10 protein-coding genes and 1 pseudogene are annotated in these 11,534 nt (G+C 67.7%); 10 read left to right on the top strand and 1 reads right to left on the bottom strand.

The window, feature by feature from the left end; translation table 11 throughout:
• The 10 genes and pseudogenes from GFH49_RS39690 to GFH49_RS00900 all read left to right on the top strand — a co-directional run.
• Positions 1–888 (top strand): annotated as a pseudogene (locus GFH49_RS39690) (hypothetical protein); the annotation flags it as partial.
• Between the two features lie 223 nt (positions 889–1,111).
• On the top strand, positions 1,112–1,609 hold the full coding sequence (locus tag GFH49_RS00940) for a hypothetical protein (RefSeq protein WP_155053799.1): 498 nt from the start codon (positions 1,112–1,114) through the stop codon (positions 1,607–1,609).
• On the top strand, positions 1,590–2,225 hold the full coding sequence (locus GFH49_RS00935) for a pentapeptide repeat-containing protein (protein ID WP_155053798.1): 636 nt from the start codon (positions 1,590–1,592) through the stop codon (positions 2,223–2,225). The genes GFH49_RS00940 and GFH49_RS00935 overlap by 20 nt, the downstream gene beginning before the upstream one ends.
• A 6-nt stretch (positions 2,226–2,231) precedes the next feature.
• On the top strand, positions 2,232–3,005 hold the full coding sequence (locus GFH49_RS00930) for a hypothetical protein (protein WP_230396094.1): 774 nt from the start codon (positions 2,232–2,234) through the stop codon (positions 3,003–3,005).
• A gap of 736 nt (positions 3,006–3,741) precedes the next feature.
• Positions 3,742–4,050 (top strand): DUF8827 family protein, encoded by a 309-nt coding sequence (locus GFH49_RS00925; protein ID WP_155053797.1) that lies wholly within the window; start codon positions 3,742–3,744, stop codon positions 4,048–4,050.
• A gap of 191 nt (positions 4,051–4,241) precedes the next feature.
• Positions 4,242–5,075, top strand: a complete 834-nt coding sequence (locus GFH49_RS00920; protein WP_155053796.1) for a DUF8175 domain-containg protein — start codon at positions 4,242–4,244, stop codon at positions 5,073–5,075.
• The gene (locus GFH49_RS00915) at positions 5,065–6,390 is read left to right on the top strand and encodes a hypothetical protein (RefSeq protein WP_155053795.1); all 1,326 of its coding nucleotides are present in this window, start codon (positions 5,065–5,067) and stop codon (positions 6,388–6,390) included. The genes GFH49_RS00920 and GFH49_RS00915 overlap by 11 nt, the downstream gene beginning before the upstream one ends.
• The gene (locus GFH49_RS00910; protein ID WP_155053794.1) at positions 6,387–7,943 is read left to right on the top strand and encodes an SCO6880 family protein; all 1,557 of its coding nucleotides are present in this window, start codon (positions 6,387–6,389) and stop codon (positions 7,941–7,943) included. Before GFH49_RS00915 ends, GFH49_RS00910 begins: the two co-directional genes overlap by 4 nt.
• 6 nt (positions 7,944–7,949) lie before the next feature.
• Positions 7,950–9,371 (top strand): ATP-binding protein, encoded by a 1,422-nt coding sequence (locus GFH49_RS00905; RefSeq protein WP_155053793.1) that lies wholly within the window; start codon positions 7,950–7,952, stop codon positions 9,369–9,371.
• 24 nt (positions 9,372–9,395) lie between these two features.
• Positions 9,396–10,874, top strand: a complete 1,479-nt coding sequence (locus tag GFH49_RS00900) for a type IV secretory system conjugative DNA transfer family protein (RefSeq protein ID WP_155053792.1) — start codon at positions 9,396–9,398, stop codon at positions 10,872–10,874.
• Positions 10,875–10,896: 22 nt separating this feature from the next.
• Here the strand turns inward: GFH49_RS00900 and GFH49_RS00895 are convergent, their stop codons facing one another.
• Positions 10,897–11,454: a GNAT family N-acetyltransferase gene (locus tag GFH49_RS00895; protein WP_155053791.1), complete on the bottom strand. Its 558-nt coding sequence runs from the start codon at positions 11,452–11,454 to the stop codon at positions 10,897–10,899.
• Between the last annotated feature and the right edge of the window lie 80 nt (positions 11,455–11,534).

Below are 11,534 nucleotides of genomic sequence, written 5' to 3'. Positions count from 1 at the left end.
CTGGCGTGGGACCAGTGGGGCCACAACCCCGCCCGCGCCGCCGGAGCGGTCACCTTCAACGTGCTGACCACCGTGTTCACCGGTGGTGCCGGTGGCGCGGCGGCGGGTGTCGGCAAGGCGGGCGCGGCAGCCAGGGTCCTCTCGGCAGCGGGTCGGGCGGGCCGGGTCCTCGACCCGATGACTTACATCGCCAGGGGCGCAGGCGCCGGCCTGTCGAAGATCGGCGACATCAGCGCGGCGCTGAGGGGTGTCGGCAACATCGACATCCCGGCGTTGCCGGAGAACGCGATCACGCTGCCGGAGGGCTCGCTCAAACTCCCGGACGGCACGGTGCAGTTGCCGGAAGGGGCAGCCGTTCCGGCGGGGGCGACCCGGCTGCCCGACGGCAACATCAAACTCCCCGACGACGCCCCGGTCCTGCCGGAAGGCACCATCAGGCTGCCCACGGGGGAAGGCGCCCCTGCCCGCTACTTCGACCCGGACGGCAACCTCCTCGACGAACGCGGCAAAGTCCTCCAGCGGGCCGAGGACGGCCCCGGCGACATCGCCGACCAGCCGTCCGCCGGAAACCCGGCCAATGGCGCGGACGCACCGCGCGTCGACTCGCCGGTCAAGGAACCGACTCTCGTGGGCGCGGGGACTCACACCGCGGAACAGGCAGGTCCAGCACATCCGCCTGGGGAGCGATCTCGACGACGTGGGGCACGTCGGGGAGGATGCCGCCGCCACATCGGCAGTGCACGCGGGCGGGGATGTGCCCGTGGTTCACGCCGGACGAGACCTCCCGGACGGCACAGCGGGCAACGATCTACCCGGTGGCAGCGCGGGCGATCACGTTCCGGACGGAATGGCTCACGAGCACGGCGCTGGCTCGTCTGCCAGCCATGAACCGCCGACCGGTCACGCTGGTGATCACAGCGGCGGTCACACTGACCCGCCTGGCGGTGCCGGGCGCGAAATGCTCGGTGGAGGTAACGAGCAGCCAACGACCGGTGGCCACACTGATGGACCTGCCACTGGTGGCCACGAGGGTCCCGCCACCAGTGGTGGTGGGTCGAATGGCACCTCCGATACTGGAACGGGTGCGGGCCTTCCCCGCGGGAATGACCCGGTGCCCGAAATGACACCGGAAGAACGTGCGGCACACTGGCAGCATCTGGATGAGGTCGAACAGCGCAACCCTGAAGATTTTGACGCCTTGCAGCGTGACCCAGACAAAAATGGTGGCATATCGGAACCGTCGAAAGACGAGGGGCGCGTGGGCCTCGACCTTCGGGAACAGCAGCGGCTACCTGATGACATTCAACGACCCGCCGAGGCGGACCGCGGTGAGTTCTACTCGCCGAGCACTGACCGATACTATGACATCAAGGGAGTGCACTCGGACTGGCCACCGTTCAACAACGTTCGCGACAAGTCACAGCCGTTCCGCGGTGCGTACGATCCGGTGAACAACGGACGATGGGTCAACAAGCTTCACGAGCAGATCGTCATGAAGGGGCGGATTGTTATCCTGGACCTCAGAAACGCGAATCAGGCGGCGATCGACGACGTGAAGGCAATTGTTGTAAAGAATGGCTGGGGAGACGATGTCATCTGGTACCCGTAAGGGGTGGAAGCCGGTCGGATTGCCGCAGAACGAGACCGCTGCTCAGCGGTTGCGGGAGTGGCTTGAAGGAGACGGCGGGCTCGACGCTGTGGGGCTGGACTTCAGTGGTGCGGACCTCTCGCATGGAGACTTCTCCGAGTCATGGTTCACCGACGCAAGGCTCATGAACGCGAGGCTCTTCCAGGCAGAGCTGTATCGTTCCGATGCCCAGGGAGCGGATCTCACTGGAGCTGATCTCACGGGCGCTTCTCTCGTGCGAGTCAATCTTGATGACGCCATTCTGAGAAATGCGGTTCTGGATGCTGCGAACTTGGTAAAGGCCTCTCTTTGCGACGTCGATGCTTCAGGTTCAAGCTGTCGTGGCACGCGTTTCATGGGGGCGTCGCTGTTGGGTGTCGATTTCCGTTCGGCCGACCTCAGCCAATCTGTTTTCGATGAGAATTCTTTCCAAGTCACGCTGGATGAAAATACGAAGGTCGAAGCGATGACCGGATCCGTTTTCGGGCCTGCAGTTGTTGTCGAGGAATCGGGGGCTAGAGAGCTGTCCGGCGCAGAACTCGAGGAATGGGTACGAAGCAAGGGTGGCAACGTAAGTGTCATCGACGTGCGAAAGTAGCTGGAGATGGACGCGAGTGGGTTCAATGCACTGCTCGGTACGGATTTCGAAGGTCAACCGGTGTCGGATGTGGAGGACGTCATCTATGAGGCGCTCGACGATCCCCGGCACTGCGAACGGGTTCCGGGTCTGGCCGGCCTCCTGAACGACCACTCGGCTCAGGAAAGGGAACGGTTCCTGGCGTGTGTCGCGCTGACGACCTGGGCAGAGCCTGCGGGATTCGACGCGGTGATCGACGCGGCGCGTGATCCGGAGCGGGCGCCCTGGTACGACGTCCTCATCGATCGCAAGTTCTCCGTGGACAACTCCTTCGCTCAGCTGTCGCTGGCCGTGTCGGACAGTGATGTGCTGGCGCGGGAGAAGAAGACGTGGGCGCTCCGGACTGAGGCGTTCCGCTCTCTGGTGCGGATCGCGCATCGCGAGCACTTCGACGAGAAACTCGGCGATCTGCTCGACGCGCAGACCGTGGCTGACCTCCTGCCTGACATCCGGGAGGTTGTGGCGCGGGGAGCCGCGGAGCTTGCCGTGCGTCGGCCGCAGAGGTTCGACCTGGCGACCCAGCTCGTTGATCTGGCTGCGGCGGTGGCGACCGTGGATGCGGCCACGGCCGTCAGCCTCGCGCAGGATGTGCTGAGCCACGAGGCGGGGCACCGTGCGCTCGTCCACGCAGCGGCCATCGTGCAGCGCGCGAATACGCCCGAGACTCGTCAGTTCGCCGACTACCTGTCCACCGTGGGCGACGACGGGGTGCGAGCCCAGGCCAAGCAGGCTCTTGGGTGACCGGGCCAGAGCCGACTGCTGCTGTACGTCGGCAAGTTGTGTGCCGGTAAGGCTCAGAAGTGGGCCGAGCGGACGGAACGACGGGCCCCTGGCCATCCGCGTCGGCGGCAATGAACCGATGGGCGTTCCGCCACGCCTGGCGGGACGAGGAAGGACCAGGAAGTCGGCGCCGACGGAGTGCTGCGGACCGCGACCGACGACACAGCGCAGATCATCCCGCCCCGCCCCGGACATCGAAGAACTGGTTCAGCACGACCTGCACGGCCTCAAGCCCCGCTGACGGCACCGACGTTCCGGGACACTGCTGCGGTGCGCATGTTTTCGGACAATTTTCGTCGCCACCCCGGTGACCGGAGTCTCGGTCTACGACTCCCGCCGCGTCGCCGTCGGCCGTCACTGGCTGACGTCCAGTCACCTCCCCAGCAGACAGCGGCTGCTCAGCCGCGGCCCGTTCGTGTGCCCGGGCCGGCGGAGGATAGCCTTCACCCGGGGAACATCCTTCCGCGCGTGATCGTAAGAGAGGTCAACGACGGAACCACACGAAGGTTCTGCTCAGGCCTCATTGCCCGGCGTAACCTGCCGTGATACACAGAGTGACCGTACGAGCCATTCGTACGAATCCCGCCCATCAATGACGCCAAGTCGACATACGACAGCGGAATTGTCGGCGAGAATGGTGCCTGACCTCTGCACACCGCAGGGGAGTCGGAACTACCCAACAGGGGCGGTGACTTACATGCTCTTCGCGGCCGAAGAGGGAGACATCAACACCATCATCGGCGGGATCGCTCCGGACTGGGGTCCCTTCGGGGCGCTGGGGAACGAAGCAAGGACGATGATCCAGGTCGTCATGGCGGTCTCCATCCTGCTCTGTCTCGGCATCGCCATCTGGGGTGCCGCCAAGCAGCGCATCGGCGCGACGGCCCTGCGCGACACCTTCAGCGCGGAACAGGGCAAAGGCCTCATCATCGCCGGCCTGACCGGAGTCTTCATCATCGGCTCGCTCGGCACACTCTTCACGATCGTGTACGGCATGGCCGTCTAGCGACCTGTCCCTTCCGGGCGCCCGTTCCGGTCCCCTCCCCCTACCCCACCCGCCCGTCGTGCCCCCGGCTGAGGTTGCGTTTCCCTGATGTCCCTGATGTCGAGTCACCACACCGCGCCCATGCCGGAACCAGCACGGCTACCGTCGTACATCTACGCGGTCCGCTATGACATCGAGGGGGCGTACGGCCCATGAGTCTCGGCGACGAGCACGAGCCCTCCGGGGGCTACGGCGGCACAGGCCACACCCGCACCCGGCTGCCGGACAGCGGCGGTGACGCGTACGGGGGCGCGAGACGAGGCCCGCGATCCTCCTCACGGAGCATGGTCAGCGTGGTGGGCGTGGTCGTCCTGCTCATTGCCGCGATCGCATTCGCCAACCGTGGAGGAGGGGATTCCTCTTCCGGCGGCGGAGCGAGCGCGGACAAGCCGGAGACGTCGAGTACGGCGGCGAGCGGGGAGCGGCCAGTGCAGACCGAGGTGGGCGGGATTCCGTCGGGGTTCGCGCATGATCTGCAAGGGGCGGAGAGTGCGGCGGCGAACTATGCGGTGACGCTGGTCTCGGCCGACATCCTCAAGCCCGCCCGCCGCCCCGAGATCGTCCAGCAGGTGTTCGTCGCCGACCAGCAGGCCACCCTGACGGACAGACTCGACAAGGCGTACTCCAAGGAATTCCTCAGCAGCATCGGTCTGGACGAGAGCGGCAACGCGCCCGCGGGCTCCACCTACATCTCGCGCACCATGCCGATCGGTACCAAGACCACGAGCTACGCCGACTCCGCGGCGACCGTCGAGGTGTGGTGCACCGGAGTCTTCGGTACGGCGGGGGAACAATCGACCAACCCGGTCAGCAGTGACTGGTTCACCATGACGCTCCAGCTCCGGTGGACGAACAGCGACTGGAAGGTCGACACCTTCTCCCAGAAGGACGGCCCAGCGCCCGTCCCCGGGGACAACAGGGCGTCCAGCGCCGACGAGATGGCCAAGGCCGTTGAAGAGTACGGAGGCTTCACCTATGCCCGGTAGCCAGCACCGCGTACTCAAAGCCACCGTCGCCCTCACCGCCGTACAGACCGCAGTCGTGCTGCTGTCCACCCGGGCTGTCGCCGCACCCACCCCGTCACCGACCCCGTCGAACGACAACTGCGACCTGATCGTCGGTCCCGCCCGGGACTACTGCGAACGCGACTCCGGCAGCGGCAGCGGCAGCGGCACCACCCCCTCCGTCCCCGACACCCTCGACCCCCTCTCCTCCCTCGCCCAGGGCTGTGCCGACGCCGCCGCATGGACCGTCGACAGGCTCAGCGAGGCCGTGAAGGACACGGCGAACGTGGACTTCACGAACGCGAGGTTCCTTCAGCAGTACGCGGTCGTCTTCGCCGCGTCGACGATCCTCACGCTGCTCCTCTGGCTGCTGGCGGTGGCCAAGCGGGCCGTGCGGGGCGTGCCGTTCGCCACGGCGATCAGCGAAGCGATCGGCTTCCTCTGGCTCACCGTGCTGGCCTCGGCGTTCACCCCGCTGATCCTCTACACGGTCGTATCGGCGACCGACGGCATCACCGACGTCCTCGCGAACACCACCGGCGACCAGACGGACACGTTCTTCGGCACCTTCTCGGGCGCTCTGGAGAGGGGCGAGGACATCGGCGGCGGCCCGATCATGCTGATCGTCGTCTCGCTCGTGTCCATCCTCGCCGCCGGCGTCCTGTGGCTGGAGCTGGTGATCAGAGCCGCGCTGCTCTACGTCGGCGCCCTCCTCGGCACCGTCGTCTACGCGGGCCTGGTCGACAAGAACCTGTGGAGTCATGTCCGCCGCTGGGCCGGGATCATGATCGCGGTCATTCTGGTGAAGCCGGTCATCGTGATCGTGCTCGGGCTCGCCGGCGCGCTGTCCACCGACGACGGACCGAACGCCTTCTCCGCGGTCGTGTCCGGCCTCGCCATCATCCTGCTGGCCATCTTCGCCTCCGCGATGATCTACCGCTTCGTCCCCGGCTTCGGCGACGAGATCGCCGGCTCCCGCAGCAACCGCATCATGCAGGGCGCCGAGGGCAAGGCCGCCGCGGTCATCAGCTCCCCGGCGACCCTGGTCGCGCAGGGCATCAAGACGCACAGCTCCCGGGCCGACAACAACGGCAGCGGCGGCGGCCAGTCCAACACGCCCCGCCCCGCCAACCCGGCCTCCGGCGGCGTCGCCGCGCACAGCACGCGCAGCTCGAACGGCGGCGGATCCGTCCCCTCCGCCGCACCCGCGCCCCGTTCGAGCAGTACGGTCAACACACCTCACGCCAGCAACACCCGCAACAGCAGTCCCAACCGCACGGGAGGTGAAGGGCGTTGACGACCGAGTCCCACCTGTCCCATCCGGTCACGCCCCGCCGTACATATCTGATCGGCCGCGCCCGGCCGAACGCGATCGTCGGCCGGAATCGTGAGACCGGTGAGATCGCGCTGATCATCGCGGGCGCGTTCCTCGGCATGATGTGCGGCCTCCTCGTCCCCGTCCTGTCCCTGCGCATCGTGCTGCTGGTGGGCTTCCCCATCGTCGCGCTGGCCGCGGTCTACGTGCCGTACAAGCGCCGGACGTTCTACAAGTGGTACGAGATCAACCGCACGTACAAGCGCACCGTCAAGCAGGGCACCGTGTACCGCTCCGGCGTCATGGAGGCCGGCATCCAGCTCGACGGCCGTGAGATCGAGGTGGGCCCGCCGCCCGGCATCGGCCGTATCAACTGGCTGGCCGCGCCGTTCGGCCCCGACGAGATCGCCGTACTGCTGCACGCGGACCGCAAGACCGTCACCGCCGCCATCGAGATCGAGGGCCCCGGCGTCGGCCTGCGCGACAGCGAGGACCAGGAGGCCCTGGTCGACCGCTTCGGCACCCTGCTCAAGCACGTGGCCAACGGCGACGGCTTCGTCACCCGGCTGCAGATGCTCGCCCGCACCCTCCCCGCCGACCCGGACGCACACGCCAAGGACGTCGCCGTACGCGGCGACGAACGCGCACCGGGATGGCTGGCACAGTCCTACGACCAGCTCCAGTCGATGGTGTCGACGAGCAGCGAGCAGCACCGCGCCTACCTCGTCGCCTGTATGCACTACACCCGCGAACTCGCCGCCGAGGCGAACGCGATGGCACGCGCGGCCCGCCCGCACGGCGGCAAGGCCGACCGGGACTCGGGCCTCGCGGTCGTCATGGCCCGTGAACTGACCGACATCTGCTCCCGGCTCCAGGAAGCCGACATCCGCGTACGACAGCCCCTCGGCCAGGGCCGTCTCGCCTCGCTCATCCACTCCATGTACGACCCGGACCACCCCATCGACCACATCCAGGCGATGACGAAGCGCAACGCATGGCCCGCCGAGCTGGACGCGATGGAACCGACGTTCCTTCAGGCGAAGACCCGCGAGTCCTCCACCCGCGCGCCCTGGTGCCACGCCACGGCCTGGGTCAAGGAGTGGCCGATGACCCCGGTCGGCGTCAACTTCCTCGCCCCGCTCCTCGTCCACACCCCGGACGTCATCCGAACGGTCGCCGTGACGATGGATCTGGAGCCCACCGAGGTAGCCATTGAACGCATGCTGACCGAGAAGACCAACGACGAGGCCGAGGCCTCCCGCCAGGCCAAGATGAACCGCACCGTCGACCCGCGTGACATCGCCTCCCACAACCGTCTGGACCAGCGCGGCGAGGACCTGGCGAGCGGTGCGGCCGGGGTCAACCTGGTCGGCTACATCACCGTCTCCTCCCGCAATCCGGAAGCCCTGGCGCGCGACAAGCGGACCATAAGGGCCTCGGCCGGAAAGTCGTATCTGAAGCTGGAGTGGTGCGACCGCGAGCACCACCGCGCCTTCGTCAACACACTGCCCTTCGCCACCGGCATCCGGAAGTAGGACCTGATGCGGGATCCGCTGTCCGTCCTCACCGACGCCTTCACGTCCTTCCTCTTCGGCAAGGTCGAGACGACCCGCCTCCCGGTGCGCACCTCCACCGGCCAGGCCCAGGCGGTCTACCTCCCCACCGCCGCCCCCGGCCTCGGCGACTCCGGCGTGATCATCGGCCGCGAGGTCTACTCCGGCAAGGGCTACATCTACGACCCTTTCCAGCTCTACGGCCAGCAGCTCCCCGCCCCCCACTGGCTGGTCCTCGGCGAGTCCGGCAACGGCAAGTCCGCCCTGGAGAAGACGTACGTCCTACGACAGCTGCGCTTCCGCGACCGCCAGGTCGTCGTCCTCGACGCCCAGGGCGAGGACGGGGTCGGCGAATGGAACCTGATCGCACAGGAGTTGGGGATAACGCCTATCCGGCTGGACCCGATGGCGGCACTGGACCACGGCATCCGCCTCAACCCCCTGGACCCCTCGATCACGACCACGGGCCAGCTCGCGCTCCTGCGCACCATCATCGAGGTCGCGATGGGCCACGGCCTGGACGAACGCTCCGGCTTCGCCCTCAAGGTCGCCCACGCCTACGTCAACGAGACCATCGTCGAACGCCAGCCGGTCCTCACCGACATCGTCGAACAGCTACGGCACCCCGAGCCGGAGTCGGCCGAGGCGATGAACGTCGACATAGACGACGTACGGGCGTGGGGCCTGGACGTGGCGCTGGTCCTTGACCGGCTGGTCGACGGCGACCTGCGCGGCATGTTCGACGGCCCGACGACGGTCGGCATCGACCTGGACGCCCCGCTCATCGTCTTCGACCTCTCCCACATCGACCGCAACTCCATCGCCATGCCGATCCTCATGGCGATCGTCGGCGTCTGGCTGGAGCACACCTGGATCCGCCCCGACCGGAAGAAGCGCATCTTCCTGGTCGAGGAGGCCTGGCACATCATCGCCAGCCCCTTCGTGGCCCAGCTCTTCCAGCGCCTGCTGAAGTTCGGGCGCCGGCTGGGCCTGTCCTTCGTCGCGGTCGTCCACCACCTGTCGGACGTGGTGGACGGGGCGGCGGCGAAGGAGGCGGCGGCGATCCTCAAGATGGCGTCGACGCGGACGGTCTACGCCCAGAAGGCGGACGAGGCAAGGGCGACGGGCCGGGTGCTGGGCCTGCCGAGGTGGGCCGTCGAGATCATCCCGACCCTCACTCCCGGCATCGCGGTGTGGGACGTCAACGGCAATGTCCAGGTCGTCAAACACCTGGTCACCGAGACGGAGCGCCCGCTCGTCTTCACCGACCGCGCGATGACCGAGTCCTCCACCGACCTCACGGACGACGCCCTGCGCGCCGCCGAGTTGGAGGCGGAGGAGCGGGCGGCGGCCTTCGTGGAACAGCACCTGGGTGACCTGGACGGCTCGTCGGAGTCGACGGTGGCGTGAGCGTGAGCGTGAGAAGAGCGTGAAATGAGACACGACGACCGCAACCGCCGTCAGGACGCCCAGGGCGGCATCCCCGACGGCATGCTGATCGGCATACTCTCGTTCCTCCTCGGCATGACCCTGCTGGTCTGGACAGCGACGGGCCTGGCCGGCCTGTTCGCCCACGGCGCCTGGCCGAAGGCGGTCACCTTCACCCGCGCCCCCGTCGCCATACGCCACCTCATCGCCCAGCCCAGCGACATCACCGGCGCCTGGCCCGACACCCCCGCCGCCCAGCTCTCCGGCTACGGCCTCTTCTGGGGCCTGTTCATCAGCCAGCTGATGATCCTGTCCGTCCTGACCGTGTTCGTGATCGGCACGGTGGCGAGATGGCGAGCGGTCCGGGCGAGACAGCGAACGGAGCGGAGGTCGCCGGCGCCGGCACCCAAGGTCCACGACGTCCACGAGATCCACGAAGTCCCGATGCCGCGCGCGGAGCCCGAGCCGAAGTCACCGCCTGATCCGACCGAGATGCCGCGGGAAGCGGCACCGCCGGTGGAATCGGTCCGTTCGGCGGTCAACGGCGGCCCGGTGGGCGGCTGGGAAAAGGTTGTCGTAGCCCCAAGAGACTCCCGCCGGACCACCGCAACCCAGGCGGTACGAGACGCGCAGGGCCCCACCGTGGTCGTCACGTCCAATCCATCCGTCTGGCAGGACACAAAGGACCCCCGAGCCAAGCTCGGCCCCACTCTCCTCTACGACCCCACACACCTCTGCGATACCCCGGCCCGCCTCCACTGGTCACCCACGGCCGGCTGCGAGAACAAGGCGACGGCGGTCGCGAGAGCGGCAGCCCTACTCGGGCCGGTGCGACCGACCGCGAAGATCGACCAGGCCGTGGCCGACACCGCCGCAACGCTCCTGCGGAGCTACCTGCACGCCGCCGCCATCGACGGCCGCACCATCCGCCACGTCCACCGCTGGTCACAGGGCATGCAGGTCCAGGACGCCGTACGAGCCCTCCGTACGAACCCGAAGGCGGCCTCGGGAGCCGCCGGCGAACTGGAGGCCACTCTCACGGCACACCCCGAACGCAGAGACGTGGCGCAGGAGTTGACCACCAGAGCCCTTTCCGCCCTCTCCACGATCAATGTGCGCGAGACCTGCACTCCCAACCGAAGTGACGCTCTCGCCCTGGATTCCTTCCTCGACGAGGGGGGCACGCTTTATGTGGTGGGTGAATCCATCGAGGACCCCAGGACCAATCCCGGCGCGATGCCCTTCCTGACGGCCCTCCTCTCCAGCGTGGTCGAGCGCGGCCGGCACATGGCCGAACGGTCATCCTCCGGTCGCCTCGACCCACCACTCACACTCGTCCTCGACGACATCGCCGCCGTGGCTCCGCTTCCCCAGCTGCCGGAGCTGCTGGCCACCGGAGCGGACCAGGGCATGCACACCCTGGCCCTGCTCCGCTCCCGGGAACAGGCCCGAACCCGGTGGCCGCACGACGAACTCCCGGTCTGACGTCGGTACGCGCGGTCTGCCGTCACTCGCGCTCGATCACGAACTCCAACTCGCACTCCTCCTGCGCCTGCGCCTGCGCTTGGGCCAACGGGACAGTCCTCCCGGTCGGCACGAACCCCACCTTCCGGTACAGCCGCTGAGCCCGCCCGTTGTCCTCGTGCACAATGAGCCGCACCCGCTCGGCGCCCTGCGCCCACGCCCACTCCAGGCCGGCGTCGAAGAGCACCTCGGTCAGCCCGATGCCACGGTGGTCGGACCGCACGAACACCCCGACCACATGCCCCTGCCTGCGCTCCACGGGAAACCCGGCCCAGTCCGACGCCCCGGCCTCCTCCATCAGCACGGTCAGCGTCCCCACCCACTCCCCGTCCGGCCCCTCAGCGATGATCTGCTGCGCACCCGACGCTCCGTCGGCGCTCGTGACGGCCCGCTTCTGCCAGAAGGAGTCGGGATGCGCTACGGCTTGCTCGTAAGTCTCCAGGAAAGCGAGATGCGCCACGGGATCCTGCAGAGCGAGAAGCCGCAGGGCCTTTACCGCGGACCATTCGTCGGCACGTATGGAACGGACCTTGTAGTTCATGCCTGCCACCGTAGCTGAACGCAGAAAACCCCCGTACCGGTAACCGGTACGGGGGTTTCCCTAAATTTTGTTCGGCGGTG

The sequence above is a fragment of the Streptomyces blattellae genome, assembly GCF_009709555.1.
Lineage (GTDB): Bacteria > Actinomycetota > Actinomycetes > Streptomycetales > Streptomycetaceae > Streptomyces > Streptomyces blattellae.
This window is presented reverse-complemented; position numbering and strand designations above follow the sequence as displayed.